We start from the raw sequence: 25,398 nt of genomic DNA on the forward strand, positions 1-25,398 counted from the left end.
CCGGCGCCGGCTCAGCCGCGCGAAGTCCGTGCGCGCCGTGTGGCGCCACCCACCAGGCCCAGCGCCAAGCCGGCCAGCGCCAGCGAACCCGGCTCAGGCACGCCGGCGGCGGCGTTGTCCCAAAGGAAGTTCGCGCCCATGTAGGTGTAGTAGTTGGGGCCGAGTTCGTAGCTGGAGAAACTCGGGCCCGCGAAGGCATCGCCCGGGGCGTTGATGGCGTTGTAGAGGCTCGTGCCGTAGTTGATGCCGCTCAGGCTGGTGTGCGAGCGCAGGAAAACCGGGCTCTGCACGCCACCGTGGTAGCCGCTGGCCATGAGGGCATAGGTGTGGCCGGTGAGCAGGTCGATGTCGGCAATGTCGTGGTAGCTGAAGGCGCCGACACGGTGGGTGGCCTGCTCGGTCGCCTGGAAGCGCGTCGAGGCACGCAGCGTCCACGCGCCGCCGATGAACTCGAACAGGCCCACCTGGCGGGCGATGCCGGGACCGGTGCCGCTGGGGTCGAAGGTGCCCAGCTCGGTGAGGTGCAGTTGCTGCGAGGTCGTGAACCTGAAGCCGAGCGTGAAGTTGTAGATCGTGCCGCCCGAGGTAAAGCCGTTGGAGCCGCCGTCGACATGGGCGCCGGGGTCGAAGGCCGCCACCGGGGCGGCCACAGCGCCGCCCAGCGCCAGCAACAGGCTGGCAAACGCGGCGGCAAGACGGAACGGCTGGGACATGAACAACTCCTGGGTTCCCGCCGACGTGAAAGGAGGTGGCGGGATGTCAGGATTCTTCTGGGCGGGCCCGTGGCCGTCCATCCCCGGCGCCCGGGGGCCTACCGATGAGCCTTGGGGTCGGCGCTTCCTGCGTAGGGTGGGCGCGGTGCCTGCGCAGGCCCAGCGCCGACCCTACGGTCACCGCGGCCGGGCGGGCGCGACGCCCTGGGCGCGCCGCGCCTCGATGACACTGAACTCGTGCCGTGTCGGCGACAGGCCCACGACCTCGAAGCCGGCCGGGCGCAGCAGGGCTTCGAACTCCGCCAGCGTCCGCTCGCGCCCGCCCAGGCCGGCCAGCATGTTGAGGTCGGTGCGGGCCAGGGCCTCGTCGCGATGGCCGGGTCGCAGCCGCGCCGGGCTCACGCGCTCGACCAGCAGCAGCCGCGCCCCCGGCCCCGCCGCCTCGGCGCAGCGCGCCAGGATGCGGCGGCAGGCGGCGTCGTCCCAGTTGTGCAGGATGCTCTTGAGCAGGTAGCGGTCGGCCAGCGGTGGCAGCGGGGCGAAGAAATCGCCGCAGACGAACTGCCCGCGCCCGACCAGCGCCGGCGTGCCCAGCACGGCCAGGGCGCCGGCCTCGGCATCGGCGCGGTCGAGCACGGTGAACTGCAATTGCGGCTGCGCCGCCGCGATGGCCGCAGCCAGCGTGCCATTGCCGCCGCCCAGGTCCACCAGGCTGCGCACGCCGGCCCAGGTGGGCAGCTGCGCCACATCGTCGGCGATCAGCGCCGTCATCGCCTGCATGGCGTCGTGGAACACCGCCGCCGCCTCGGGGCGGCCGTCGAGGAAGTCATAGTGGGCTGCGCCGGTCTGGCGCGCCCTGGCGCTCTGGCCGGTCTGCACGCTGTAGCCCAGTTCGCCCCACAGCTGCCACAGCGGACCACCCCACCACAGCACCAGGCCGCGCAGGCTCGCGCTTCCGTCGGGCGGCTGGCGGCACAGGGCCGCGCCCGCGGCCGTCAGTTCGAAGCGGCCGTCGCGCCGCTCGCGGCAGACCTGCAGCGCGCACAGGGCGCGCAGCAGGCGGCGCAGGCCATCGGCCGAACAGGTACAGGCCTCGGCCAAGGCCGCCGCCGCCTGCGGCCCGGCCACCAGGCGGTCGGGCAGATCCAGTTGCACCGCCACATGCAGGGCCTGGGTGGTCCAGCAGGCGGTGATCTGGCGCGCCAGCCGCAACCGCGGCTCGGCTCGGGGGCGGGAACCCGCCTTCACAGCCGCGTCCATGCGATCACGCTCACGATGCCCAGGCACATCGCCGCATTGCAGGCGCTCACGGCGATGGCGCGGTTGCCGCGGCGGCCGTTCTGCTCCCACAGCCAGGCGGCCATGGTGGCGTTGCCGCCCAGGAAGGTGAGCCAGGTCCACAGCGAGTGCTGGCTCGAATCGCCGCTGGCGGCCACCGCCCAGATCGTGGGCAGGTAGGCCAGCACGCGGGCCGTGTTGAAGACGCCGAAGAGGCTGCCGAGCAGGCTGAGGTAGAGATCGCGCGAGATGGCGGGCAGAGCGCGGACAGGCAGGCTTGCGGTGGTGGTCAGCACGATCACTCCTGGGGGATGCTGTGGTCGCGGATGAACTGGCGCCAAACGGCGGTGGCGGACTCGATGGCCGCGCCCATCTGCTGCGGTGTGCCGCCGCTGACGCGGAAGCCCTGGGCCTCGAGCGCGGCGCGCAGCGCCGGGTCGGCGAGCGCGCGGTTGACCTCCTGGGACAGCCCGGCCACGACGTCCTTGGGCGTGCCCGGCGCGGCAACCAGGCCGTTCCAGATGGGCAGCGTGTCGGTGGCGATGCCGGACTCGGCCAGCGCAGGCACACCGGGCGCCAGATCGGTGCGCTCGGGCAGGGTCGCCAGCAGGCGCAGCTTGCCGCTCTTCACATGCGGCAGGGCCGGGGCCAGCGGGCCGAAGTTGAACTGCAGTTCGCCGCTGATCAGGTCGGGCATCAGCTGCGACCCGCCTTTGTAGGGCACGCGCAGCGCCTTGGCGCCTGCGGCCTGCAGGTAGTGCATGGTCACCATGTATTCGCTGAGCACGCCCGTGCCGTAGCTCAGGCGCTCGGGGTTGGCCTTGAGGTGGGCGCCAAACTCGGCCACCGTGTTGACCGGCAGCCTGGGGTTGACGTAGAGGCCGTAGACCAGGTTGATCACCGGCGCCACGGGCGTGAACTCGGCAAAGCTCTTGACCGGCGCCGACTTCACCAGCAGCGGCGTGCCGGCCATCGAAGACTGGGCCCACAGCAGGGTGTGGCCATCGGCCGGCGCCGACAGCACCGCCTGCATGGCCGGCACGCCATTGCCGCCGGGCTTGTTCTCCACCAGCACCTGGCGCCCCAGGCTCTTGGCCATGTTCTGGGCCAGCAGGCGGGCGGCGATGTCGGAGGCGCCGCCCGCCGGCGTGGCGAGGACAATCTTCAGCGGCTGGCCTCCCTGGGCCCGGGCCGGGCCTTGGGCCAGTGTTCCGAGTGCCGCCACGGCGAGGGCGGCGAAGAGGAATTGGCGCTTGTGCATCGAAATCTCCCTGGGTGTGTTGCGATGGTTGCACTGTAGGAAGACGGCGCGCGGCCGGAAAGATGACGCCGGCTGCATCCAGCGTTAACCTTTGGTTGTGGGTCAATCCATGACCTCTTGCCGGAATGCCACGCGATGGACAAGCTCAAGGCGCTCGAATACTTCGTGGCCGCGGTCGAGGAAGGCAGCTTCGCACGCGCGGCGCAGCGGCTGGAGATCAGCACGCCGGCCGTGCAGAAGCTGGTGGGCGCACTGGAACGAAGCCTGGGCCTGAGCCTGCTCGAGCGCGGGGCGCGCGGCGTGCGCCTGACGGCCAGCGGCAGCGAATACCTGGACCGCAGCCGCGCGCTGCTGAGCGAGGTGGAGGAACTGGGCCATGCCGAACGCCGCTTGAAGGGTGCGGGCGAGCGGCCCAGCGGCACGCTGTCGGTGGCCGCCCATTCGCAGCTCGCCCACCATGTGCTGCTACCGGCGCTGCCGCGCTTCCACGCCCTCTACCCGGACATCGAGATCGATTTCCGCATCGTCAACCGCATCGGCGACGCCGACGCCACCAGCGCCGACGTGCTGCTGCTGCATGGCTGGCCCGAGGTGCCGCCCGACTACGTCCACCGCAAGCTGGGCGACGCCCGCGGCCTCATCATGGCCGCGCCCGAGCATTGGGCGGCTCACGGCGTGCCGCAGCATCCTTCTGAATTGGCCGGCTACACCTGCCTGCTGATGCGCAATCCGGCCGGCATCGTGCTCGACCTGTGGGAATTCAAGCGCGACGGCCAGACGGTGCAGGTGCAGGCCAAGGGCTGGCTGTCCAGCAACGCACGCGAGGCCACGCTGGACCTGGTGATAGGCGGTCACGGCGTCGGCCGCTTTGCCGAACTGACCACCCGCGAGCATGTGCAGTCGGGCCGGCTGGTGCCGGTGCTGCTGGACTGGGCCGTGCAGGGTGCGCCGCCAGTCAACCTGCTCTTCAAGGGCAATGCGCGCCGCACGCCACGGCTGCGCGCCTTTATCGACTTTGCCACGCAGTGCCTGCGCGACATGGAGGCCGAGGGCGATGCGGGCAGCCCTCGCGCATCGACCGACCGCCCGGCCTGGCATGTGCGCGGCTATGGCCGCGCCTCGGCGACGGTGCGTGGGCGGCGCTGAGGGGCGGCCGCCCACCCGGGCGCAATCTGCGGCGCGACAGATGCACGCAACCCCATCGCCAGCAGTGCCTCTGTAAGAGCGGCGCGCGCTGCCCGACTCATCTGGCGTAGCTTGAGACTCTCAGCCGCATGTCCATTTCCAAACCCCTCCCAATCAAGGACACCCATCCATGACCCGCTACTGCGCCACAACCGCACTCTCGCTCGCAGCTGCTGCGGCCCTGGGGGCCCCAGCGCTGGCCCAGGCCCAGGCGGCCAGCGTGGACCCCAACCGCATGGTCGACACCTTCGAGCGCGTGGGCGGCAAGTACGACGGCTACCGGCGCTCCGGCGCCAAGGGCGTCTGCGCCGTGGCCGAGTTCATCGGCAGTGCCGACGGCCGGGCGCTGTCCACCGCGTCGGCCTTCAGCGGCCGGCCGGTGCCGGTGATCGCCCGCTTTTCGGTGGGCGGTGGCAACCCCAAGGCGCCCGACAACGCCAAGAGCCAGCGCAACATGGCGCTGCAATTCGATTTGCCAGGCGGCGAAACCTGGCAGCTCGGCAATATCTCGGCCCCGGTGTTCGGCGCCGCCACGCCCGAGCAGCTGCTGGGCCGGCTGGAATCGCTGTTGCCCGACCCCGAGACCAAGAAGCCCAATCCCGAACGCGTGAAGGCCTTTGCCGACGCCAACCCCGAGGTGCTGCTGCAGGGCAAGCATTTCGCCACCCAGCCGGTGCCGGCCAGCTACGACGCCGTCAACTACTGGGGCGTACACGGCTTCGGCTTCGTCGATGCCGCGGGCCGCAAGCAGTTCGGCAAATGGGTCTTCGAGCCGGTAGGCGGCACCCTGGGCCTCAGCGACGAGGAGGCCAAGGCCCGGGGCAGTGACTTCCTCTTCGACGAACTGCGCCAGCGCGTGGCCGCGGGCGGCGTGGCCTTCGACTTCAAGCTGCAACTGGCCGAGGCCGGCGACCGCATCGACAGCGCGGTGACGCCGCTGCCCGAGCAGCGCAAGAAGCTCACGCTGGGCCGGCTCACCATCAAGTCGGTGGCGGCGGATGCGAGCGGGCCCTGCCTGGGCATCGCCTTCAACCCCATGGTGCTGCCCAAGGGAATCGAGCCCTCGGCCGACCCCATGCTGGCGGCGCGCGCCGCGCCCTACGCGGTGTCGCAGGGCCGGCGCCTGATCGAGGGCGCAAAGCAGTAGCGCGATCAGCGCGGCCACGCGCCGGGGGCGGGCGGCGCGCTTGCTTCGCGCCGCCCGGGCCCGGCCTTATTCGATGGTGACCTTGGCTTCCTTCACCAGCTTGGCGAACTTCTCGGTCTCGCTCCTGATCTGCGCCGCCATCTGATCGGCACTGTTGCCTATGGGCTCGGCCCCGATCTCGGTCATGCGCTTGCGGAACTCGGGCGACTGGATCACACCCACCATCTCGGCATTGAGGCGGGCCACGATGTCGCGGGGCGTGGCGGCCGGCGCCAGCACGCCGAACCAGGTGCCGATGTCGAAGCCCTTGAGGCCGGCCTCGTCCAGCGTGGGCACATCGGGCAGGGTCGACGAGCGCCGGGCCGTGGTGACGGCCAGGGCGCGCAGCTTGCCGGCCTTGATGTGCTGCAGCACCGGCGTCACGGTGTCGAAGGACATCGTGATCTGGCCGCCCAGCAGGTCGGTGGCCAGAGGGCCGCTGCCCTTGTAGGGGATGTGGCTGAAGTCGGTGCCGGTCATGTTGCCGAACTGCGTGCCGATCAAGTGCTGGGCCGTGCCGTTGCCGTTGGAGCCGTAGTTGTGGCGGCCCGGCTGCGCCTTGAGCAGGGCCACCAGTTCGGCCACGCTCTTGGCCGGCGTGCTGGCATTGACCACCAGCACATTGGGCACGAGGGCGATCTCGGTGATGGGCGCCAGATCCTTCTGGAAATCGTAGGGCAGCTTCTTGTAGACGCTGCTGGCGATGGTGTGGTGTACCGCGCCCACCAACAGCGTGTAGCCGTCGGGCCTGGCCTTGGCCACATGGTCGGCGCCCAACGTCGCGCCGGCGCCCGGCTTGCTCTCGACGATGACCGGCTGGCCGAGCGCCGTTTGCAGCTTCTCGGCCAGCGCACGCGCCAGCACGTCGGTGGTGCCACCGGCCGGGAAGGGCACGATCAGGCTGATGGGCTTGCCAGGCCAGGCCTGGGCTTGGGCCTGGGCCAGCACCGGCAGGGTGGCCAGCAGGGCGGCCTGCAGCAGGCGGCGGCGCAGCGGGGATTGAGCGCGCAACATGCTCAGGCCGCCTTGCGTTGCGCTCGAGCCGTCAGCAGCGCGCACACGGCCTGAGTCACCTCGGCCGTCGTGGCCTTGCCGCCCAGATCGCCAGTGTGCAGCCTGGGGTTGGCCGTCACCTGCTCGATGGCGTTCATCACCAGCTGGGCAGCATCCACTTCTCCCAGGTGCTCGAGCAGCATCACCACCGACCAGAAAGTGCCCACCGGATTGGCCAGGCCCCGGCCCATGATGTCGAAGGCCGAGCCGTGGATGGGCTCGAACATCGACGGGTAGCGGCGCTCAGGATCGATGTTGCCGGTGGGCGCAATGCCCAGGCTGCCGGCCAGGGCCGCGGCCAGGTCGCTCAGGATGTCGGCGTGCAGGTTGGTGGCGACGATGGTGTCCAGCGTGGCCGGGCGGTTGACCATGCGCGCGGTGGCCGCGTCGACCAGTTCCTTGTCCCAGCGCACGCCCGGGAACTCCTTGGAAATCTGCAGCGCGATCTCGTCCCACATCACCATCGCATGGCGTTGGGCATTGCTCTTGGTGACCACCGTGAGCAGCTTGCGCGGGCGCGACTCGGCCAGCCTGAAGGCAAAGCGCATGATGCGTTCGACGCCGGCGCGGGTCATGATGGACACATCGGTGGCGGCCTCGATGGGGTGGCCCTGGTGGACGCGACCACCGACGCCGGAGTACTCGCCCTCGGAGTTCTCGCGCACGATGACCCAGTTCAGGTCGCCGGGGCCGCAGCGCTTGAGCGGGCCGTCGATGCCGGGCAGGATGCGCGTGGGCCGCACATTGGCGTACTGGTCGAAGCCCTGGCAGATCTTCAGGCGCAGGCCCCAGAGCGTGATGTGGTCGGGGATGTGCGGGTCGCCGGCGCTGCCGAACAGGATGGCGTCCTTGTGGCGCAGCGCGTCCAGGCCATCGGCCGGCATCATCACGCCGTGCTCGCGGTAGTAATCGCCGCCCCAGTCGAAGTTCTCGAACTCGAAGCGAAAGGCGCTGCTGCACTTGGCGAGCGCCTCCAGCACCTGCTGGCCGGCGGGAACGACTTCCTTGCCGATGCCGTCACCGGGGATGGTGGCGATCGAATAGGTCTTCATGGCTTGTCTCCGTGGAATCCGTGGATGGGATGGCTGTGCGGTGGACGTGAATGTAGGAAATGGACAGGCCGCAGGCGCGCCGCTAAAGTGAATCCATCGTTAACCTGAAGCTAACAATCAAAGCCGAACGGAGGGCCCATGACCGCTGGCATCCAGGCCGCCGACCTCGCCTTCTTCTCGGCCCTGGCCGGCGCCGGCAGCCTGAGCGCGGCGGCGCGCGAGCTGGGCATCTCCACGCCCGCGGTGAGCAAGCACCTGGCGCTGATGGAAGCGCGCCTGGGCCTGGCGCTCGTCAACCGCACGACGCGGCGCATGAGCCTCACGCCCGAGGGCGAGCTGTACCTGGAGCACGCGCGCCGCATCCTGGGCGAGATCGACGACATGCAGCAGCTGCTGGGCGTTTCCAAGGCCACGCCCCAGGGCCTGCTGCGCGTGAACGCGACGCTGGGCTTCGGGCGCAGCCATGTCGCGCCGCTGATCTCGCGCTTCGTGCGCCAGCACCCGCAGGTGGAGGTGCAGCTGCAGCTGTCGGTGAACCCGCCGCCGCTCAGCGACGACGCCTTCGATGTCTGCATACGCTTCGGCGCCCCGCCCGACGCCCGCATCATCGCCAGATACATCGCGCCCAACCGCCGCCTGCTGTGCGCGGCACCGGCCTATCTGGCGCGGCACGGCACGCCCAAGGCGCCCAGTGATCTTGTCCGCCACAACTGCATCGGCATCCGCCAGGGCGAAGAGGCCTATGGCGTGTGGCGCCTGGCGTCAGGCCTTGGAGGGGGCCGCGGCAAGGCTGCGAACTCCGAGACGGTGAAGGTACGCGGCAACCTGACCACCAACGACGGCGAGATCGCCGTCAAGTGGGCGCTCGATGGCCACGGCATCCTGATGCGCGCCGAATGGGACATCGCCCGCCACCTGCACGCCGGCCGTCTGGTGCAGGTGCTGCCGCAGTACTGCACGCCCGACGCCGACATCCACGCCGTCTACCCGCAGCGCCACCAACTCGCGGCGCGCGTGCGGGCCTTCGTCGATTTCTTGGCGCTGTCGCTGGCGCAGCAGGCGAGCGGCGGCAGGGGATGAGCGGGCCGCCGCCGCCCGCGCGGGTGCGCGCGGCCCGTCGGGGGGTCAGGGCCCGAGGCCCGCGGCACGCGCCTTCAGATCGGCCAGCTGCCCGATGCGCGCCGCGGCGCGCTGGGCGAGCCGGGCGCCATCGGGCCCGACGAGGCGGGCCTGGTCGGCGATGAGGGCCTGCGCACGCGCCGGGTCGTTGGCGTTCTCCGCAGTGCCGGGCAGCAGCCAGCGCTGGCCGGTCTGGCCGGCGATCTGCTGCCACTGCGGCCAATGGTCCAGCAAATGGCGGTAGGCCAGCTCGCCGTGCGGCGACAGCTCGGCCACCATGGGCGGCATCATCGAGGCGATATTGCTCGGCAGGTCGCCCGCGAGCATGCGGTCCAGCAGTTCGCGCGCACGCCCGGCATCGCGGCCGCTGGCCAGGGCCGAGGCCAGCGTGCGCCGTTCCTGTTCGCCCGGGGCGACAGCCAACGCAGCGAGCATGCGGTCGAAGCGGGCGCGGTCGGCCGCCACGCCGGCAGCGATGCGCACGGCCTCGCGCAGGGACGGGTGCAGGGGCTGCGTGCCGGCCTCGTCGCGACCCAAGCGCGCCAGCGCCTCGGCCAGCGTGGCTGCGTCGTCGAACGCGGCGAGCTGGCGCACGAGGCGGGCCCGCATCGCCAGCGTCTCGGGGTCGTCGGCCGGCAGCGGCTCCCAGCCCAGGCGCATGAGTTCTGCGGCGAGCAGGGCGCGCGCCGTGTCGCGCAGCGGAGCCTGCTGCAGCGTGCCGGCAAAGGCCTGATCGAGCTGCTGGAAGGCTTCGATGGCCTGCTTGAACAGCGGCACGCGGCCACCATCGCGCACCTGCGGCAGCAGGGCCAGCCAACGCAGGCCTTCGCCCAGCGGCAAGGCCCCGGCGTGGGCCAGCGCCAGGGTATCGGCCAGCAGCGCCACACGGTCGGCCGGCGGCAGCGCGGCGAAGCGCTCGCGCAGCGCCGCGTGCGCCTCGGGTGCGTAGGCGACGCGGTAGTAGCCGCGGCCGCCGGCGTTGGCGCGCACCGGCTCGTCGCTGCAGCCCGCCAGGATGGTGCTGGCCTGGGCCTGGTCCAGCAGCACCGTCGCCGCCTGCGCGCCGCGCGCCAGCCGCACCGGGATCTGCCACTGCGGCTCGGCCGCCGGCGCGGGCGCCGCCGCGCTGCGGAAGCGCCGCTGCGCCAGCGTCACCCGCGTCTTGCCGCCTTCGCAACGGCTGGCCACCGTCACCAGCGGAAAGCCCGGCTGGTCGGTCCAGCTCGCGGCCATGGCCGCGACATCGCGGCCGGCGGCTCGGCCGATGTGGAACCACAGGTCGCCGGCGGTGGCGTTGGACATGCGCCGCTCGCGCATATAGGCCGCCAGGCCGAGGCGGAAGCGCTCTTCGCCCAGCCACTGCTCGACCATGGTCAGCACCGCGCCGCCCTTGGTGTAGGTGATGCCGTCGAAGACATCGAACACCGCCGTCTCGCGCACCGGGCCGGAGCGGATGGCGCGCGTCGCGTCGGTGGCGTCCAGGGCCATGGTCTCGTCGACCCAGCCCCGGTTGTTGAGCAGGGTCTGCCAGCCGGGGTTGAAGTGGTCGGTGGCCTTGTTCGCCATCCAGGTGGCAAAGGCCTCGTTGAGCCAGATTTCGTTCCACGAGGCGGCCGTCACCAGGTTGCCGAACCACTGGTGCGCGACCTCGTGCGCGATGAGGCTGAAGACGCGACGCTGTTGCGCCGGGCTGGTGGTGGCGGGGTCGACCAGCAGGCCGTTCTCGGCATAGGAGATCAGCCCCCAGTCCTCCATCGCGCCGAAGCGCGTCGAGGGCACGGCGAGCTGGTCCAGCCGCGGCAAGGCGTAGGGCGTGCCGAAGTACTGCGTGTAGTAGGGGAGGAGCTGGCGCGTCGCGGCCAGCGCGAAGCGGCCCTGCTCGCGCTTGCCGGGCGCCGTGACGATGCGCAGCGGCACGCCCGCCGCGCGGCCTTCCAGCACCTCGTAGCGGCCCACGGCCACCGCGAAGAGATAGCTCGGCATGGCGGGCGTGGCGGCGAAGCGGTGGGTCGCAATGCCGCCGGCCTCGCTGCGATGCTCGCGCGGCATGTTGGCCAGCACCTCCAGCCCGGCCGGCGCGCGCACCGTGAGGAGGTAGCGCGCCCGGAACACCGGCTCGTCGAAGGCCGGAAAGACGCGCCGGGCATGGATGGGCTCGAGCTGCGTCGCCAGCGACGGCACTGGCTTGCCATCGATCATCGCGCTGGCGCGGAACAGGCCCGAGCCCTGGCGCTGCACCTGGCCGGCATAGACCAGCGTGAGGCGATGCCTGCCGGCCGCCAGTGGCCGACCGTCGGCCGGAACGAGGCGCCAGATCTGCGCCTCGGGATCGGGCTTCACCTCGAGCACGCGGCGCTTGCCGCCGTCGGCCAGCCAGGCGCTGCTGGCGACGAGTTCGTGCGCGTGCAGCTCGATCACATCGGCCGGCTTGCCCAGCCGCAGCTCGATCTCGGCGCGGCCGTCGAAGCCGTCACGCGCCGGGTCGAGGTCGAGCGTGAGCCCGACCTGGAGAGGGACCACGTCCTTGGACAAGCGCCCCGGCGTGGCATCGAAGCGAAAGCGCGGCTGCGCCACCACGTTCGGCGCAGCCAGGCACAACACGGCAAAGGGCAACAGGACGAAGGCAATGAACTTTCGAATGACGCGCATGGCACCTCCCGGGCAGCGGGTGCAAGCCTACGCCGTCGCCAGGCTGATTTCCATCACGGGCAGCCGCGGGGGCCCACAACGATGATGGCGATCCCTTGCGCCGGCGTGGTTGGCAGCGCCTATGCCAGCACCTGCCCGACCCAGCCGCTGCCCCAGTCCGCCACCACGGCCAGCAGGGCCAGCGTGAGCGCGGCGGTGGCCAACGCCGTGGCCATGCCCAGCACCACCGGCACGCCGTCGTTGAACACCAGGCCCAGGCCGATCAGCACCAGGGCCAGCGCCGGCAGCACATTGCCGAAGGGGATGGGCAGCACCAGCACCGCCCCCATTGCGCCCACCGTGGCCGCGATCCAGCGGTGGGCAGGCGCCGCAACCACCCAGGCGAGGCGGGCCTGGGTCACGCGCGCCGCCAGTGCGTAGAGGGTGGCCAGCGTCGTCAGCACGCGGTGCGCCCAGGCGCGCGACATCTCGAGTTCGGCCACCCGCTGCGGCAGGGCGGCCTCGGGCCGCCCGCGCCACAGGGCCAGGGCCATCGCCAGCAGGCCAAGCCCGAGCACCGTGCCCGTGCCCGGTATGGGCAGCAGGCAGGGCACGGCCATCAGCAGCAGCAGGCTGCCGTGGGCCTGGGGCCCATGGGCGCGCAGCAAGGCAGCCACCGAGACGCGCTCGCCCTGCAGCGCGGCCGCGGCATCGCGCAGGCGCTGCGCCAGCGGCGACGTCATGCCGTCCCCTGCCGCGCGGGCCATTCGCGCGTCTTCCACATCGAAACCAGCACGCCGGCGGCGATCAGCCCGAAGGTCACGCTGAGCGAGATCACCGCAGGAATCTTGCCGATGATGCCGACCAGGAAGATCTTGCTGCCGATGAACACCAGCACCAGGGCCAGGGCGTATTTGAGGTATTTGAAGCGGTGAATCATCGCCGCCAGCGCGAAGTACAGCGCGCGCAGGCCCAGGATGGCGAAGATGTTGCTGGTGTAGACGATGAAGGGGTCGGTGGTGATGGCAAAGATGGCCGGCACCGAGTCGACCGCGAAGACCAGGTCGACGAACTCCACCAGCACCAGGGCCAGCAGCAGCGGCGTGGCGAAGCGCTCCAGCTTGCCCGTCTTGGGGTCGGGCTCACGCACCCAGAAAGCGTTGCCACGCAGGCCGTCGGTGACGCGCATGCGCCGCTTCAGCAACAGCAGCAGCGGGTTGTTCGCGATGTCGGGCATGTGGTCGGCGATGACCCACATCTTGATGCCGGTGAAGACCAGGAAGGCGCCGAACAGATACAGCACCCAGCTGAACTGGCTCACCAGCGTGGCCCCCAGCGCGATCATCATCGCGCGCAGCACGATCACGCCCAGGATGCCCCAGAACAGCACGCGGTGCTGGTACTGCCGCGGGATGGCAAAGAAGCTGAAGATCAGCGCGATGACGAAGACGTTGTCCATCGACAGCGACTTCTCGATCATGAAGCCGGTGTAGTAGTCCATGCCGCTCTGCGCGCCCAGGTACCACCAGACCCAGGCGCCGAAGAGCAGCGCCACGCTGATGTAGCCGGCCGAGAGCAGCAGGCTTTCGCGCACGCCGATCTCGCGGTCATCCTTGTGCAGCACGCCCAGGTCGAAGGCCAGCAGCGCGACGACGATGGCCACGAAGACGAGCCAGACCCAGGCAGGCTTGCCCATGAAGTCGGCGAGAAGAAAGGGGAGCAGTGCTTCCATGAGGTGGGCTCAAAGAATCCAGGTGGCCACGGTGCCCACGCCGCTGAGGCCGCTGCAGGCGCCAAGCAGCGCGACGTCGCGCTTCTCGTTGCCCAGGCGCCAGGCCTGGAAGGCGATCGCAGCCAGGGTGGCGGTCATGAGGGCGGTAAGCAGGGTGTCGGTTTCCATGGTTCGTGCCTTCTGAAGATCAAGGGCCGGCAAGGGGCGTGGCGATTCAGCCGGCCGCCAGCAGCGACCGGCGACCGGCGCCATCGCTGCCGCGGCGCCACAGCGCGATAGCCACATGCAGGCCAGCCCCCAACAGCACGAGCAGCGCGCAGCCCAGGCCCCAGACCACCCAGCCCGCCCCCGTCAGGACGCCGCCCAGCGCCGGCGCGGCCTGCAGCAGGCTCTCGACCACCGGCACCAGGCCCGACAGCAGTGAGGCGATGGCCTGCGCCACATCGGGCGGCACCCAGGCCGCCAGCCACTGCGGCAGGCCCTGGCCCGCCATGCCGGCGGCGGCGGCGCCGGTGGCAGCGCCGGCGCTGGTGACCACCCAGAGGGCCGCGCCGTGCAGCAACCAGGCCGCCAGCGACCACAGCGCCACGAGCGAGAGAACGGCCAACCAGCTGATCAGGTAGAACATGGTGGAACTCCAGTGGCGAATGAATACCGCGAGTGTGGGCATGGAGGGCATTCGAAGAAACAAGCATGAACCGCATCTATGCTTCGTCTTTTACGAACCGGAGGCCGGATGCTGAACTACCGCCATCTGCACTACTTCTGGGTCGTCACCAAGGAAGGCGGCTTTGCGCGCGCCGCCGAACGGCTGGACATGGCGGTGCAGACCATCAGCGCCCAGGTGCGCGAACTCGAGAAGTCGCTCGGCCATCAGCTGCTCAAGCCGGCGGGCCGCGGCGTGGCCCTCACCGAGGCCGGCCAGGCCGCCTTTGCGCGCGCCGAGGAGATCTTCCAACTTGGCCAGTGCATCGCCGACGAGGTGCGCGAGGCGGCCAGCGGCAAGGTGGCGCGGCTGGCGGTGGGGCTGTCCGACGGCATCTCCAAGCTGGCCGCCCACGCGCTGCTCGAGCCCGTGCTGGCCACGCCGCATCTGCGCCTGGTCTGCCACGAAGGCGAGTTCGAGCAGTTGCTGGCCGAACTGGCGCTGCATCACCTCGATCTGGTGCTGGCCGGCCAGGCCGCGCCCCGCAACCCCAATCTGCGCCTGACCAGCGAACGCCTTGTCGACACCCCGGTGGAGTGGTACGGCCCGGCCCGGCTGGTGGGCAAGGCCGAGCGCGAGCGCTTTCCACAATCGCTGGCCGACCTGCCGGTGCTGCTGCCCACCGGCCACTCGGCCCTGCGCTCGAAGCTGGAGCGCTGGTTCGAGGCGCAGGGACTGCGGCCCCGCGTCGTCGGCGAGTTCGAGGACAGTGCGCTGCTGGCGGTGTTCGGGGCCCGCGGGCTCGGTGTCTTTCCGGTCAGCCGGCTCGGCGCGGACGACATCGGCCTGATGCGCGGCCTGCGCCTGCTGGGCCGCAGCGAGGGCGTGAACGAGGAGATCCACGCCATCCGCTCGCGCCGCGGCCAGCACCACCCGCTGGTGCAGCGCATCGTCGCCGCCGCAGGCGGGCTGGCCGACGCCTGAGGGCGCAGCGCTCAGGCGGGCTGTGCTTGCGCCGCCGGCACATCGGCGCCCGCGGCAGGCCCCTCGATGTGCCAGTGCCTGCGGGCTGCTGCCAGCACCAGGGCCTCGCCTTCGGCCAGGTGCGTGTCGGCCGCAGCGGCGGCGCTGGACAGGCGCAGCACCGTGCGCTGAAGCGCGGGGGCATCCACCTCGGACATCAGCGAAGCCAGCCAGGCCTCGTCCACACCGCACATCATGGTGCCGCCGCCATAGCTGCCAGCGAGCAGGTCTTCGCAGAGCGTGTGCATCACCTGCGCAAAGCGGCCGGGCGCCAGGCCCAGTTCGCGCTCGGTTTGCAGGCGGTGCAGGGTCTCGATTTCGGTGTGGCTGACATGGCCATCGGAGATGAGCACCAGCGCGACGATGCGCGCGGCGGCTTCGGGGCTGTTTCGGGTGTAGCTGCGCATGACGGAGTCCTGGGTGAAGAGTGGCGACGGCGCCCAATGTGACCCGGCCGGCACTTCGAAGGAAGCAGAGCTTCAGTGATCTTCATTCAGAAAAAACCGCAGCTGTGAGCGCACGGCGGGCATGCGCCGCGGTGGTGCTCCCGGGCTCGAACGGTCAGCGTGGCAGCCTCGAAGGGCGCTGCCGGACCGGCTTGCGCAGCAGCGGCGCCGAGCGCAAGGCCAGGCTCAGCGGCGCCTGAAGAGGCGGTCGAACCAGGAAGGCCTGGCGCTGCCGCGGCCAGCCCTCCATTCGCGCAGATGCGCCTCGGACTCGCGGGCGTCCTCTTCCAGGTCCAGTGCTGCGCCGCCATGGCAGACAGACTCGATGGCGGCAATCCATTCCGGAGAGGCCCGGTGCAATTCGAGGTAGCGCTGCCTTTGCTCGGCGCTCAGCGATGCCCAGAAGGGCCGCCAGACCTGATCGAACCAGGCTTCTGTGGCGCCCTGCTTGGTGTACTGGGCCAGCGCGCCAGCCTGCATGTCCGGAAAGGCGACCCACGGTGGCGCCGTGTCGTGCAGGCTTGTCATGGCCGCAATCCGGGTGCCATGGCGAACGGCGACCGTCTAGTTGGCATCAATATGGTCGGCGACCCAGTCGAAGCCGTAGTAGCCGGCCACACCGCCCACCAGGCCGCCGACGGCCCCGGTGGCAAGGGCGCCTGGGCCGGTCTCAAGGCCCATCAGCGCGCCGCCGGCCGCGCCGAGCTTCATGCCGGCCCACGCGGCGGCCCAGCCGCCCACCTGGCGGACCGTCTCCGCAGCCACCGGCTTGACCGATTGCTGCTCGACCGATTTCACGGTTGCGCGCTTCATGTCGATGGCCGTCATCACGAAGCCGGCGATCTGCACGCCCTGCAGGCCCCGCGTCATGGCCATCGCCGTGCTTCCCTTGATGGCCGAGGCGGGTACCGCGCCGCGCACCAGCACTTCGCCATCCCCGCGCACCAGTTTCTTCAAGCCGTCGAGCTTGATGCGGCTTGCCGCATCAGCCGTCTTCTTGGCGATGCGCTCAAGGTCGGCCAGTATCTCCTCGGTGCCGTGCAGGGTTGCGCCGGCGGCCCGGGCCTTTTCGACATCAATCCAGAAGCGGCTGCCGACAATCCGCGACGAGCCCAACGGTTGCGTCGATGCCGAAGAGTAAGGACTTGGCTTCATACCCTGCGCATGGCGGCCGGGCGGCAGATTGGAAAGCGGGTCGGTGGGATGCAGACCGAATTTCTCGGGATTCGGCAGCGTACGAATGGGCCGCCTCACTTGGCTGGAAAGTGCGGCGGCCAGTTCCGGATGGACAAGAACCTTGCGCACAAGCTTTTGCGACAGCGGATTGATCTCGTCGGCGAGGACGAAGAAGAAGCCGCGCCCCGGCACGAGGCTGGGCAGATGCTCGATGACCGGCGCCTGGATGATGCCAGCGCCGGCTTCTTGACCCGACAGCGGTGCCGCGTGGCCATCGCGCGGCACCAGCATCGAATCGCGCAGGCTCAGCATCTGACCGACCAGCAGGCGATCAGGATTGCGCAGGTGGTTGTCCTGGGCAATGGCGGGCCAAAGCTCGGCGCGCCCGAAGTGGAATGCGGCGATTCTCCAAAGTGAATCGCCCTGGCGTACGCTGTAAATCATGCTGGCCTGTCTCCCTGGTTTTCCGGAACCGCTCCGCATCTGCGTGCGGGTGGAACTGCAATGTAGTCATAGCGCGCGGCCGGGTCAATTTGCAGCAGGGGACATCCACAGTGCCCCATGCCTTATGAGCCCGACCCCCACTCCTGGCTGGTCAACACCCTGCTGGACCAGGGCTTTGTCGATCTGAAGCTGGGCGAACTGGCCGGGCAACCGCGAGGCCATCAGCGATGCCGAATTCGCCCACCTGCTGCGCAGCTTCAAGGGCTTGGCCACCAAGCTGCCGGAATTCCTGGCCTTGCCGCAGTAGCGCCCTGCCTCCCGCGCGCCGCAGTGATCGGGCGGGCTTGGCGCAGGCTCGCCCCCGGGGCCCTGGGCAGTGGGTCATGGGCAATGGCCCCGTCCCCAAAGCTGCCGATGCCGGGCCGCCGCCTTCGCGACATCGTCCGCTGCCTCGACCACCCCGGTCGTCGAAGGAGGATTCCCCCATGAACAAGCAGACCACGGCGGGCCTGATCGGCCTGCTCGCCGCCGTTGCCGCGGCGCAGGCGGCCGACGCGAAGCCCCCCAGCATCAATGACTTCCTGGCCGACACCTCGGGCGGCTATGTCGGCGCCGCCGGCATCATCGGCATGGACGGCAAGCTGGTGCGCGACACCTCCACGCCCAAGGAACTGGTCGCCTCGATCAACGCCGTGCGCAGCGACGAATCGAAGGACGGCATCGGCATCGCGTTTTCGCCGGGGCGCTCGCGCTTCGAGACCACGGCCATCGACATCTCGAAGGTGGAGTTCAACGGCGCCAACGGATTCTGGATGTCGCCGGCGCGCCGCCTCTGGGGCTCGACCACCTTCAGCTACGCCCAGAACCGGACGACCATCGCCGGCATCGACTACCGCCAGCGGGCGTTGGCGGTCAACGTCGAGTACTTCTTCGACATCGACGATGACCCGACCTTCGCGGCCTACAAGGCGTTCGCGGGCATGAGCAAGCAGGACAGTTGCAGCACGGCACGCAAGACCACCGGAAATGACGCAGCAAAGCTGGCAGAAACGCAGCAGCAGGCCAGCGCCAGGACAACGGTCAGCCGCATCGCGGCCGTGAGCGCAGTGGCGGCCGCAGACACCGCCCTGGCCACTGCGACGGCAGCGTCCGCTGCGGCAGCAATGGCCCCTTCGGAGAAGGCCACTGCAACCAAGCTTGAGGCAATTGCGGCGGCGAGCGCGGCGTCGGCCAATGCCAACGCCAAGAAGAAGGAATCCGAGGCCGAAGCAAGCGTCGAAACTGCACTGGCGGACTGCGCCAAGGCCGCCACCAAGGCGGCCAAGGACAAGTGGAATACGCCGAAGGCGACGTTGCTCTTCGGCCGCGGGCAGATCAACAGCATGGGCGCAGGCGACCCGCGGCTGTCGCTGGGCAACCATCTGCAGTTCACGCTGTCCGCCTCGCCGGAGTACGTGGCCAACGGCTTCAAGGAAGGCAAGGCCGACTCGGAGAAAAAGAACCTGGTCACCATCGCCTACCACCGCGCCGGCAACGTGCTCGATACGTCCACGATTGGCGGCACGCCGGCCTACAAGACCCGCTCCAATTTCGCCGCGCGCTATATCCGGGAGATGGGCGGCAACCAAGCCAGCTACCTGCTGGCCGAGATCAGCACTGCCAAGAGCCGCGACGGCGGCACCGACGCCGGCACCTACAAGTACGCCCTCGGCTTGGACTACAAGCTCGGCGCCAATATGTGGCTCGAATTGCGCTCGGGGCGCAGCGTGGCCCGCACCGGCAACAAGGACGAGACCAAGACGCTGATGAGCCTCAAGTTCTCGCCCTCACCGGCGCTGTCATCGCTGTTCGCCGCGCCCTGACTGAGCCCTTGCCGCCCGGCGGCAAGGGCCAGCAACGCCAGCGCGGCCTGGGGCAACCCCGGCAGCCTGGGCGGCCATGCCTACGGCAACCAGCTGGTGGGCCTGCAGAACACCAGCCACATGGAACAGTTGCTGAGCCTTGCCGCTGGCGACTACACCCTGAGCTGGGCCGATGCCGGCCGGGCCGGCTACTACGCCACCGCCTACGACATCTTCTTCGCCGGCAACAGGCTCAACGCGGCTTCGTACACCACGCAGGCGGGGCAGGCCTGGTCCCGCCACAGCCTGGACTTCACGGTCAGCGGCGCGGGTGAACTGCGCTTCCAGGGCCAGTACAACATTGACGGCACCGCCTTCATCGACGACCTGGTTCTGACGGCCCGCGCCGCCCAGGTGCCCGAGCCGCAGTCGCTGGCCCTCGAGGCGGCGGCGCTGGCGGGCCTGCTGGCGGCGTCGGGGCGCAAGGCGAGGGCTTGATCTTCGGGCCAGGCCCTTTCCGCGGCCTGGGCGACGCGCTGCCACTGCGCTGCAGCGCCAGGGCCTGATGGTGGCTCGGCTGTGCCACGGCCAGCTTGACGGCGCCCCGTCATGCGCCAGTCGACCGCCAGGGCTCGATTCGACGGCGACCCACCCTGACGCTTGCAGACACCGGCGGCGGCGCGCTCCATGGCGATGGGCCTTGCCAGGCCGCCGTCATCGCCCTATTGCCCGGTGTGGTTCGCGGCGATGAAGTTGCCCGGCAGCGAGTAGAAGAGATAGAGCGTGTCCTTGGTCTTGTCCGCCGCAGCCGGGTTCTTGAAGCTCAGCTTCCATTCCTTGCTGCGCTTGCCATCGACCTGTTCCACCTTGTCGGCCTTGGCGACGGCCTGCCAGGATTTTTCCAGCTTGCCGCCCTCGACGAGCTTGTTCTTGTACTGGGTGGCGCACTGGACGACGGTGGCTTCCGGGGCCGGCTTGCTGCCGTGGAAGTGGCAGCTGGCATCGGCACCCGCATGGGCGCCGGAAGCGGCGAACAGGCTGGCGGCGAAGGCAGAAGCGACGAGCATCGATTTCATGTGAGAACTCCTTGGTTGGTGGTGAAGTGGGAGAGGAAGGTCAGAGCTTGTTGCGGGAGGAGTCCACCGACTTCTCGACATCCATGTCTTCATGAATGTGACGGTGCTCTTCCGCCGGGAAGCGAAAGCCGTTCGGATCGGTGTCGTGCAGGTAGCCGTGCAGCTGCATCAGCATCAGCAGCGTGCCCGCGACGATGAGCCCCAGGTTGGCGGCGTGGCTGATGCGGCGGAACGAATGGGTGTGGCGCCACCAGGCCAGCACGGCAACCATGCCGGCGAGGGCCACGATCTGCCCGAGTTCGACGCCAATGTTGAAGCTGAGGATGCGCAGCAGCATCCCCGTCGGGTCGTCGCCCAGGGGCAGTTGCTGCAGGCGTGTGGACAGGCCGAAGCCGTGCAGCAGGCCGAAGCCGAACACCGCCCCCAGCATGCTGGGGGACTGCTCCATCTCGAAGACCCTCTGGAAGCCTCCGATGTTGTCGAAGCCCTTGTAGATGACGCTCACGGCGATCACCGCATCGATCAGGAAGTAGTTCCAGGTGATGCCGTAGAAGGTGGCAAAGATCAGCGTGATGCAGTGGCCCAGCGTGAAGACGGTGACGAACTTGGCCACGTCCTTGAAGGTCGTCAGGAAGAAGACCACGCCGAACAGGAACAGCAGGTGGTCGTAGCCGGTGAGCATGTGGCTGGCGCCCAGCCCGATGTACTGCAGGTTGCCGCCGTCCAGCATGCGCTGGCGGTCTTCGGGCGAGATGCCGTGCGCCCAGAGCAGGGACGGCGCGAGCATGAGCGCGGCCAGCCCCAGGCGGCGCAGCGAGAGCGATAGGTTCATGGAACTCCGTGAGTGAGTTCGCCAAGGCCTGCGGCCTCCTGGCAGCGAAGGCGCCCGGATGGGCGCCCGCGTCAGGCGCGGAGGGGCAGGGTCTGGCGAAGGGACGATGCAGGCGGGGCTGCGACGCGCTCGGGTCGCAGCGGGCAGGTCACACCGCAGTCCGGGGTGGGCGCAGCGGCCCTTCGAGATGGGGCTCCGGCAGCCGGCCTCCCAGGAAGGCCACGGGTGCCGAGGGTTCTGCCGACGGCAGGCCCGGGGCCGGGATGCTGAGCGGCAGCGCCGAGTGGTGGCCGGCATCGTGATGGACGTGCTGCGCCGCTGCTGCGTCGTCATCCAGCTGGAAAGCCAGCGAGTCGTCGTGGTGATGCCCCTGGCCAGACTGATGCACCAGGGCGTGGCCAATCTCCAGCGCCAAGGCGTCGGCTTGGCCGGGCACCAGGGCCAGCGCCGGCAGCAGCTGCAGCGCCATCAGCACCCATGAGAAGCAACGACGGAACATCTCAGGATTCTAGCCAGCGCCCTGGCATCCGCTCTTCAGGCAGCGACGCCCGCGCCGGGAAAGGCCATCAAGGCCAGCAGGATGGCAGGCGCCACGGGGACGCATGGCACGCCCCCGGTGGGCGGCGTCGCCTCGGTCGCTCAGGCCTTCACTTCGACCACCGGCTCGAAGCCGCCGAAGATCATGCGCTTGCCGTCGAAGGGCATGGGCGGGTTGCCGGGTGTGGACGGATCCATGCGCGGGTCTTCCATCATCTTCTTCATGGCGGCGTCGCGCGTGGCCTTGTCTGGCCATTCGACCCACGAAAACGCCACCGTCTCCTCGGCCGTGGCCTGGACTGCACGGCGGAAGTCGGTGAGCTTGCCGTCGGGGACGTCATCGCCCCAGGCCTCGATCACACGGAGCGCGCCCAGCTCGATGAACAGCGAGTCGAAATGACGCGCGTGCTCGATGAACTTCTGCTTGTTGGCAGTGGGAACCGCGATCACGAAACCATCGATGTAGGACATGTCTTCACTCCTGCTGCGTTGAGCCGTCGGCGCACCTGCGCGAGGGCGCCTCGCATCCTATCGACGAACGACCGCAGGCCCAATCGACATGACCTGCCCCATCAGCGTGCGACCTTGCGCGCTTCGGGCGCGGGCCTGTTGCAGTTCTTCTTCGAAGCGCGACCTGATCGACAAAGCCGCTACAGCGAAGACAATGGCCACGACACCCGCCAACCTGAACGTGTTCGCCATGCGAAGGGTCACGACGAGAACTCTAAAGCCAGGGCGGTGACAGTGCCGATGAAGTAGAGCTTGCGACCCTCGGGTCGCATCCAGGCCACCTCGCCCGTGAACGGCGCCTGCCAGCGATGCAGCTGTCGCCGGCGCGCACGGGCAGGCCTGGCAGCAAGGCGATCTTCGCGGCCCACAGAAAGCCCGGTCGGCGCGTGATCACGCGCTGGCACGAAGTGAAGGGCTTCCACTGCTCATCGGTGGATGACATGTTGAAGCTGCCGGCCATTTCGGTGGTAGCGGCGGTGATGACGGGCTGGCCGTCCTGCAGCACCGTGCGCAAGCAACGTTGCACCGGCGCCGGCAGTCCCCCGAGTTCGCGCACGGCGTAGCTTGTCGGCGGCAGGCCCGGGCCTGGCTTGCTGTCGAGACGGCCGGCCTCGAACTTGGCTTGAAGTGCCTTCACTTCGCCGGCCCAGCGCTGGTCGCCGAAGACCGTGAGGCCAACGGCCGCGATGACCAGCACGACGATGCCCAACCCAAGCCACGGCAACCAGGTCATGCGAACTCCTGTGGACCGACCAGCGGACCTCGAACCATCACCGATTCGACCGCACGACGCAAGGGCCTTGCACCAGGCTATGCATATCCTTCCCAACCGCGTTGCACGGCTTGGTTCCTTGGGCCTTGCCTGATCCAAGCTGACCGTGTGCTGGCGAACAGACGCCGCACCGCCGGCCCAGCAGGCTGATCGAGATCAAGCCGGCCCGCATCCGGCGGCGCACAGTTCCCGCAGAGGGCATGACCATGAAGATCAAGGTTCTGGGTTCAGGCTGCAGCAAGTGCCACAGCACGATCGGCATCATCGAACGGACAGCCCGCGACGCGGGCATCGAGGTCGAGATCGTCAAGGTCGAGCGACCGGACGAGATCAAGGCCTACGGCGTGCATGCCACCCCGGCCGTCGTCATCGCAGGCCAGGTGGTCCACAGTGGTGGCATCCCGTCGCATGAAGCTGTGCAGGCCTGGTTCAGGCCCGCCGGCGTCGGGTTCATCGACCACCCGACCCGGCATCTCTTCTTCACCGGCAAGGGCGGCGTGGGCAAGACCTCGCTGTCCACCGCCACTGCGCTGACGCTGGCCGACGCCGGCAAGAAGGTGCTGCTCGTCAGCACCGATGCCGCTTCCAACCTTGACGAGATGCTCGGCATCGAATTGCGCAACAGCCCCGTCACGGTGCCCGGTGCGCCCGGCCTGTCGGTGCTCAACATCGACCCCGACAACGCCGCCGAGTCTTACCGCCAGCGCGTGCTGGCGCAGATGGGCGCGAGCGCGACAGAGGACGAACTTTCCAGGGTGCGCGAGCAGCTCTCGGGTGCCTGCACGACCGAGATCGCTTCGTTCGACGAGTTCTCTTCCCTGCTGGCCGATGGCGCGCAAGCCTGGGACCACATCATCTTCGACACGGCACCCACCGGGCACACCCTGCGCCTGCTGAGCCTGCCGAAGGCGTGGACCGGCTTTCTGGCGGACAACGACCGCGGCGCCTCGTGTCTCGGCCCGCACTCGGGCCTGAAGATGCAGGAGCTGCGCTTCAAGGCCGCGCTCGACGCCCTGAGCGACCCCGCGAAGACCACGGTGGTCCTGGTGACCCGGCCTGAGCGCAGCGCCATCGCAGAAGCGGCGCGCACGTCGGTCGAGTTGCATGAGCTGGGCCTGGACAACCAGCGCCTGGCGATCAACGGCGTGTTCCACGCCAGCGACCGCCGCGATGCCGTGGCCTGCGCGATCGAGGACCTGGGACAGCAGGCGCTGCAAGCGATGCCGGAGACGCTTCGCAAACTGCCGCAGGATCGGGTGCCGCTGCGCCCCTTCGACACCGTCGGCCTGCAGGCACTGCGCGCGCTTCTGGTCCCCGGAGCCGGCCCGGTGGCCCTGGCCACGACACAGCCAGGCACGGACAGTGCCCCGCTGCCAAGCCTGGCCGCTCTGGCCGATGACCTGGCTGCCGCCGGGCACGGCTTGATCATGGTGATGGGCAAGGGCGGGGTCGGCAAGACCACCATCGCGGCGGCCCTGGCGATTGGCCTCGTCCAGCGCGGCAAGACCGTGCATCTGAGCACCACCGATCCGGCGGCGCACCTGGCCGGCACGCTGGACGGCGACCTGCCCGGCCTCAAGCTGAGCCGCATCGACCCGAAGGTCGAAACGCAGCGCTACGTCGACAAGATCATGGCGGCCAAGTCCCCCCGGCTCGACGCGCAGGAACAAGCGCTGCTGCTGGAAGACCTGCAATCGCCGTGCACCGAAGAGGTGGCGGTGTTCCATGCGTTCTCACGCATCGTCAGCGAGGCCCGCAGCGCGTTCGTCGTGCTTGACACCGCGCCCACCGGGCACTCGATGCTGTTGATGGACGCGACCGGCGCCTACCACCGGCAGATGGCGCGCGAGTTCGAAGGTCAGGGCGCAGCGCGCGTCGTCACGCCGCTGATGCGGCTGCAGGACGCGGCGTACACAAAGATCATCCTCGTGACGCTGCCCGAGGTGACGCCGGTGTCGCAGGCCGCTGCGCTGCAGGACGACCTGCGGCGCGCCCGCATCGAGCCCCATGCCTGGGTGCTCAACAAGAGCGTGCTGGCGGCGGGAACCCACGATCCGGTGCTGCAGGCCCGGCTGGCGGGTGAACGCAGGCAGATCGCGCGCATGTCGGCAGGTCTCGCCCCGCGGCTCTACGCGCTGCCTTGGCTTTCGGTGCCACCGATAGGCCTGGGTGAGCTGTCGAGGCTGGTGCGAGCGCCGGCGCCCGCTGCCACCGTGGCTGCGTGAATTCCAACCCGAACCGGAGGTTCCCTATGTACGGATTCACCACCACGCTCACGGGCGTGTCGTTCGACCAGGCCATCGTGAAGACCACGGCCGCGCTGAAGGCCGAGGGCTTCGGCGTCCTGAGCGACATCGACGTCCAGCAGGCGATGAAGGAGAAACTGGACCAGGACATGCCGCCCTACCGCATCCTCGGCGCCTGCAACCCTCCGCTCGCACACCAGGCCGTCAAGGCCGTGCCCGACATCGGCCTCCTGCTGCCCTGCAACGTGATCGTCCGCGAAGAGGCGCCGGGCCGGGTCGTCGTCGGCTTTCTCGATCCGCAAATCATGGTGAACCTGGTCGGCAAGCCGGAGGTCCGGTCGGTGGCCGATGCCGCCGAGCAGCGTTTGCGCCGTGCCTGCGAGAGCCTGGGCGGCAGCGCGACCCAGGCGACCTGAGGGGTTTCGGCACTCGCGCAGCAGGGCGGGGCCGAAGGCATGCCGCACCCTGTTCACTCGAAGAAGGCAGCACCACCCCGTGGCGCCGCGCCTCCTCAATCCGCCTGCTTGCGCAGGAACGCCGGAATCTCGATCTCATCCATCCCATTGGAGCTGAGCGCCTCCACCTTCGCCGCCGCCTGCGTGCGGCCGTGGCGCCAGACGCTGGGGGTGTTGAGGTTGTCAT

The 25,398-nt window shown here is 69.5% G+C and carries 27 protein-coding genes and 1 pseudogene; 8 read left to right on the forward strand and 20 right to left on the reverse strand.

The features are described 5' to 3' along the window. Positions 1–11: 11 nt before the first annotated feature. The 4 genes from JMV16_RS12120 to JMV16_RS12135 all read right to left on the reverse strand — a co-directional run bounded on the left by JMV16_RS12120 (position 12) and on the right by JMV16_RS12135 (position 3,252). Complete coding sequence (locus JMV16_RS12120) at positions 12–713, reverse strand: PEP-CTERM sorting domain-containing protein (RefSeq protein WP_201494540.1); 702 nt, start codon at positions 711–713, stop codon at positions 12–14. A gap of 177 nt (positions 714–890) precedes the next feature. Continuing rightward, positions 891–1,961 (reverse strand): methyltransferase, encoded by a 1,071-nt coding sequence (locus JMV16_RS12125; protein ID WP_201494541.1) that lies wholly within the window; start codon positions 1,959–1,961, stop codon positions 891–893. After that, positions 1,958–2,287 (reverse strand): hypothetical protein, encoded by a 330-nt coding sequence (locus tag JMV16_RS12130; protein ID WP_201494542.1) that lies wholly within the window; start codon positions 2,285–2,287, stop codon positions 1,958–1,960. The genes JMV16_RS12125 and JMV16_RS12130 overlap by 4 nt, the downstream gene beginning before the upstream one ends. A 2-nt stretch (positions 2,288–2,289) precedes the next feature. Next, on the reverse strand, positions 2,290–3,252 hold the full coding sequence (locus JMV16_RS12135) for a tripartite tricarboxylate transporter substrate binding protein (protein ID WP_201494543.1): 963 nt from the start codon (positions 3,250–3,252) through the stop codon (positions 2,290–2,292). 135 nt (positions 3,253–3,387) lie between these two features. On the opposite strand from JMV16_RS12135, the gene JMV16_RS12140 reads away from it, so the two are divergent. Beyond that, complete coding sequence (locus tag JMV16_RS12140; RefSeq protein ID WP_201494544.1) at positions 3,388–4,398, forward strand: LysR family transcriptional regulator; 1,011 nt, start codon at positions 3,388–3,390, stop codon at positions 4,396–4,398. Positions 4,399–4,567: 169 nt separating this feature from the next. Continuing rightward, complete coding sequence (locus JMV16_RS12145) at positions 4,568–5,584, forward strand: catalase family peroxidase (RefSeq protein ID WP_201494545.1); 1,017 nt, start codon at positions 4,568–4,570, stop codon at positions 5,582–5,584. Positions 5,585–5,650: 66 nt separating this feature from the next. Here the strand turns inward: JMV16_RS12145 and JMV16_RS12150 are convergent, their stop codons facing one another. Together JMV16_RS12150 and JMV16_RS12155 are read right to left on the reverse strand one after the other, a co-directional pair. Continuing rightward, positions 5,651–6,637 carry a Bug family tripartite tricarboxylate transporter substrate binding protein gene (locus JMV16_RS12150; protein ID WP_201494546.1) on the reverse strand — a complete coding sequence of 329 codons (987 nt, stop codon included), beginning with the start codon at positions 6,635–6,637 and terminating at the stop codon, positions 5,651–5,653. A gap of 2 nt (positions 6,638–6,639) precedes the next feature. After that, positions 6,640–7,728, reverse strand: a complete 1,089-nt coding sequence (locus JMV16_RS12155) for a tartrate dehydrogenase (protein WP_201494547.1) — start codon at positions 7,726–7,728, stop codon at positions 6,640–6,642. 138 nt (positions 7,729–7,866) lie between these two features. Here JMV16_RS12155 and JMV16_RS12160 point away from each other — a divergent pair, with 138 nt between their 5' ends. Then, on the forward strand, positions 7,867–8,808 hold the full coding sequence (locus tag JMV16_RS12160; RefSeq protein WP_201494548.1) for a LysR substrate-binding domain-containing protein: 942 nt from the start codon (positions 7,867–7,869) through the stop codon (positions 8,806–8,808). A gap of 45 nt (positions 8,809–8,853) precedes the next feature. Here JMV16_RS12160 and JMV16_RS12165 read toward each other — a convergent pair whose 3' ends face one another. The 5 genes from JMV16_RS12165 to JMV16_RS12185 form a co-directional block, all read right to left on the reverse strand. Next, complete coding sequence (locus JMV16_RS12165) at positions 8,854–11,496, reverse strand: M1 family metallopeptidase (protein WP_201494549.1); 2,643 nt, start codon at positions 11,494–11,496, stop codon at positions 8,854–8,856. A 119-nt stretch (positions 11,497–11,615) separates the two neighbouring features. Further along, positions 11,616–12,218, reverse strand: coding sequence for an exopolysaccharide biosynthesis protein (locus tag JMV16_RS12170; RefSeq protein ID WP_201494550.1), 603 nt, complete (start codon positions 12,216–12,218; stop codon positions 11,616–11,618). Continuing rightward, a complete protein-coding gene (locus JMV16_RS12175; protein ID WP_201494551.1) occupies positions 12,215–13,207 on the reverse strand; it encodes a TerC family protein in 993 nt (330 codons plus the stop codon). The genes JMV16_RS12170 and JMV16_RS12175 overlap by 4 nt, the downstream gene beginning before the upstream one ends. Positions 13,208–13,216: 9 nt before the next feature. Further along, positions 13,217–13,375, reverse strand: a complete 159-nt coding sequence (locus tag JMV16_RS12180; protein WP_201494552.1) for a hypothetical protein — start codon at positions 13,373–13,375, stop codon at positions 13,217–13,219. A 46-nt stretch (positions 13,376–13,421) separates the two neighbouring features. Beyond that, a complete protein-coding gene (locus tag JMV16_RS12185; protein WP_201494553.1) occupies positions 13,422–13,835 on the reverse strand; it encodes a hypothetical protein in 414 nt (137 codons plus the stop codon). 108 nt (positions 13,836–13,943) lie between these two features. On the opposite strand from JMV16_RS12185, the gene JMV16_RS12190 reads away from it, so the two are divergent. Next, positions 13,944–14,837 (forward strand): LysR family transcriptional regulator, encoded by an 894-nt coding sequence (locus JMV16_RS12190; RefSeq protein ID WP_201494554.1) that lies wholly within the window; start codon positions 13,944–13,946, stop codon positions 14,835–14,837. Positions 14,838–14,848: 11 nt separating this feature from the next. Here the strand turns inward: JMV16_RS12190 and JMV16_RS12195 are convergent, their stop codons facing one another. The 3 genes from JMV16_RS12195 to JMV16_RS12205 form a co-directional block, all read right to left on the reverse strand. Further along, positions 14,849–15,283: a TerB family tellurite resistance protein gene (locus JMV16_RS12195; RefSeq protein WP_201494555.1), complete on the reverse strand. Its 435-nt coding sequence runs from the start codon at positions 15,281–15,283 to the stop codon at positions 14,849–14,851. A gap of 225 nt (positions 15,284–15,508) precedes the next feature. Next, positions 15,509–15,850, reverse strand: a complete 342-nt coding sequence (locus JMV16_RS12200) for a hypothetical protein (protein ID WP_236580486.1) — start codon at positions 15,848–15,850, stop codon at positions 15,509–15,511. 36 nt (positions 15,851–15,886) lie between these two features. Beyond that, on the reverse strand, positions 15,887–16,942 hold the full coding sequence (locus JMV16_RS12205; RefSeq protein WP_201494556.1) for a LysM peptidoglycan-binding domain-containing protein: 1,056 nt from the start codon (positions 16,940–16,942) through the stop codon (positions 15,887–15,889). Between the two features lie 344 nt (positions 16,943–17,286). Here JMV16_RS12205 and JMV16_RS12210 point away from each other — a divergent pair, with 344 nt between their 5' ends. Both JMV16_RS12210 and JMV16_RS12215 read left to right on the forward strand, forming a co-directional pair. Continuing rightward, positions 17,287–18,804 carry a hypothetical protein gene (locus tag JMV16_RS12210; protein ID WP_201494557.1) on the forward strand — a complete coding sequence of 506 codons (1,518 nt, stop codon included), beginning with the start codon at positions 17,287–17,289 and terminating at the stop codon, positions 18,802–18,804. 120 nt (positions 18,805–18,924) lie between these two features. After that, positions 18,925–19,281 carry a hypothetical protein gene (locus tag JMV16_RS12215; RefSeq protein WP_201494558.1) on the forward strand — a complete coding sequence of 119 codons (357 nt, stop codon included), beginning with the start codon at positions 18,925–18,927 and terminating at the stop codon, positions 19,279–19,281. Between the two features lie 224 nt (positions 19,282–19,505). Here the strand turns inward: JMV16_RS12215 and JMV16_RS12220 are convergent, their stop codons facing one another. The 5 genes from JMV16_RS12220 to JMV16_RS12240 form a co-directional block, all read right to left on the reverse strand. Continuing rightward, positions 19,506–19,859, reverse strand: coding sequence for a DUF6488 family protein (locus JMV16_RS12220; RefSeq protein ID WP_201494559.1), 354 nt, complete (start codon positions 19,857–19,859; stop codon positions 19,506–19,508). Between the two features lie 40 nt (positions 19,860–19,899). Continuing rightward, on the reverse strand, positions 19,900–20,691 hold the full coding sequence (locus JMV16_RS12225) for a HupE/UreJ family protein (protein WP_201494560.1): 792 nt from the start codon (positions 20,689–20,691) through the stop codon (positions 19,900–19,902). A 148-nt stretch (positions 20,692–20,839) separates the two neighbouring features. After that, positions 20,840–21,190: a hypothetical protein gene (locus JMV16_RS12230; RefSeq protein ID WP_201494561.1), complete on the reverse strand. Its 351-nt coding sequence runs from the start codon at positions 21,188–21,190 to the stop codon at positions 20,840–20,842. Positions 21,191–21,330: 140 nt separating this feature from the next. Then, on the reverse strand, positions 21,331–21,699 hold the full coding sequence (locus JMV16_RS12235; protein ID WP_201494562.1) for a DUF1428 domain-containing protein: 369 nt from the start codon (positions 21,697–21,699) through the stop codon (positions 21,331–21,333). Positions 21,700–21,952: 253 nt separating this feature from the next. Then, positions 21,953–22,471, reverse strand: a complete 519-nt coding sequence (locus JMV16_RS12240; RefSeq protein WP_201494563.1) for a DUF6920 family protein — start codon at positions 22,469–22,471, stop codon at positions 21,953–21,955. 245 nt (positions 22,472–22,716) lie between these two features. Between JMV16_RS12240 and arsA the strand changes: the two genes are divergently transcribed. Both arsA and JMV16_RS12250 read left to right on the forward strand, forming a co-directional pair. Next, on the forward strand, positions 22,717–24,735 hold the full coding sequence (gene arsA, locus JMV16_RS12245) for an arsenical pump-driving ATPase (RefSeq protein WP_201494564.1): 2,019 nt from the start codon (positions 22,717–22,719) through the stop codon (positions 24,733–24,735). A gap of 26 nt (positions 24,736–24,761) precedes the next feature. Continuing rightward, positions 24,762–25,172, forward strand: a complete 411-nt coding sequence (locus tag JMV16_RS12250; protein WP_201494565.1) for a DUF302 domain-containing protein — start codon at positions 24,762–24,764, stop codon at positions 25,170–25,172. A gap of 95 nt (positions 25,173–25,267) precedes the next feature. On the opposite strand, the pseudogene JMV16_RS12255 reads toward JMV16_RS12250, so the two are convergent. Next, positions 25,268–25,398, reverse strand: a pseudogene (locus JMV16_RS12255) (cell division protein FtsZ); the annotation flags it as partial.

Origin of the sequence: Rubrivivax sp. A210 (assembly GCF_904426505.1) — a bacterium.
GTDB lineage: Bacteria > Pseudomonadota > Gammaproteobacteria > Burkholderiales > Burkholderiaceae_C > Rubrivivax.

Excerpts from the sequence above, each read along its gene's own strand:
- JMV16_RS12145 (WP_201494545.1), top strand. The coding sequence starts at position 4,568 with ATGACCCGCTACTGCGCCACAACCGCACTCTCGCTCGCAGCTGCTGCG.
- JMV16_RS12225 (WP_201494560.1), bottom strand. The coding sequence starts at position 20,691 with ATGAACCTATCGCTCTCGCTGCGCCGCCTGGGGCTGGCCGCGCTCATG.
- JMV16_RS12150 (WP_201494546.1), bottom strand. The coding sequence starts at position 6,637 with ATGTTGCGCGCTCAATCCCCGCTGCGCCGCCGCCTGCTGCAGGCCGCC.
- JMV16_RS12180 (WP_201494552.1), bottom strand. The coding sequence starts at position 13,375 with ATGGAAACCGACACCCTGCTTACCGCCCTCATGACCGCCACCCTGGCT.
- JMV16_RS12165 (WP_201494549.1), bottom strand. The coding sequence starts at position 11,496 with ATGCGCGTCATTCGAAAGTTCATTGCCTTCGTCCTGTTGCCCTTTGCC.
- JMV16_RS12135 (WP_201494543.1), bottom strand. The coding sequence starts at position 3,252 with ATGCACAAGCGCCAATTCCTCTTCGCCGCCCTCGCCGTGGCGGCACTC.
- JMV16_RS12230 (WP_201494561.1), bottom strand. The coding sequence starts at position 21,190 with ATGTTCCGTCGTTGCTTCTCATGGGTGCTGATGGCGCTGCAGCTGCTG.
- JMV16_RS12190 (WP_201494554.1), top strand. The coding sequence starts at position 13,944 with ATGCTGAACTACCGCCATCTGCACTACTTCTGGGTCGTCACCAAGGAA.
- JMV16_RS12175 (WP_201494551.1), bottom strand. The coding sequence starts at position 13,207 with ATGGAAGCACTGCTCCCCTTTCTTCTCGCCGACTTCATGGGCAAGCCT.
- JMV16_RS12215 (WP_201494558.1), top strand. The coding sequence starts at position 18,925 with ATGGAACAGTTGCTGAGCCTTGCCGCTGGCGACTACACCCTGAGCTGG.
- JMV16_RS12140 (WP_201494544.1), top strand. The coding sequence starts at position 3,388 with ATGGACAAGCTCAAGGCGCTCGAATACTTCGTGGCCGCGGTCGAGGAA.
- JMV16_RS12235 (WP_201494562.1), bottom strand. The coding sequence starts at position 21,699 with ATGTCCTACATCGATGGTTTCGTGATCGCGGTTCCCACTGCCAACAAG.
- JMV16_RS12160 (WP_201494548.1), top strand. The coding sequence starts at position 7,867 with ATGACCGCTGGCATCCAGGCCGCCGACCTCGCCTTCTTCTCGGCCCTG.
- JMV16_RS12120 (WP_201494540.1), bottom strand. The coding sequence starts at position 713 with ATGTCCCAGCCGTTCCGTCTTGCCGCCGCGTTTGCCAGCCTGTTGCTG.
- JMV16_RS12220 (WP_201494559.1), bottom strand. The coding sequence starts at position 19,859 with ATGAAATCGATGCTCGTCGCTTCTGCCTTCGCCGCCAGCCTGTTCGCC.
- JMV16_RS12195 (WP_201494555.1), bottom strand. The coding sequence starts at position 15,283 with ATGCGCAGCTACACCCGAAACAGCCCCGAAGCCGCCGCGCGCATCGTC.
- JMV16_RS12185 (WP_201494553.1), bottom strand. The coding sequence starts at position 13,835 with ATGTTCTACCTGATCAGCTGGTTGGCCGTTCTCTCGCTCGTGGCGCTG.
- JMV16_RS12205 (WP_201494556.1), bottom strand. The coding sequence starts at position 16,942 with ATGATTTACAGCGTACGCCAGGGCGATTCACTTTGGAGAATCGCCGCA.
- arsA (WP_201494564.1), top strand. The coding sequence starts at position 22,717 with ATGAAGATCAAGGTTCTGGGTTCAGGCTGCAGCAAGTGCCACAGCACG.
- JMV16_RS12170 (WP_201494550.1), bottom strand. The coding sequence starts at position 12,218 with ATGACGTCGCCGCTGGCGCAGCGCCTGCGCGATGCCGCGGCCGCGCTG.
- JMV16_RS12155 (WP_201494547.1), bottom strand. The coding sequence starts at position 7,728 with ATGAAGACCTATTCGATCGCCACCATCCCCGGTGACGGCATCGGCAAG.
- JMV16_RS12250 (WP_201494565.1), top strand. The coding sequence starts at position 24,762 with ATGTACGGATTCACCACCACGCTCACGGGCGTGTCGTTCGACCAGGCC.
- JMV16_RS12240 (WP_201494563.1), bottom strand. The coding sequence starts at position 22,471 with ATGACCTGGTTGCCGTGGCTTGGGTTGGGCATCGTCGTGCTGGTCATC.
- JMV16_RS12200 (WP_236580486.1), bottom strand. The coding sequence starts at position 15,850 with ATGACAAGCCTGCACGACACGGCGCCACCGTGGGTCGCCTTTCCGGAC.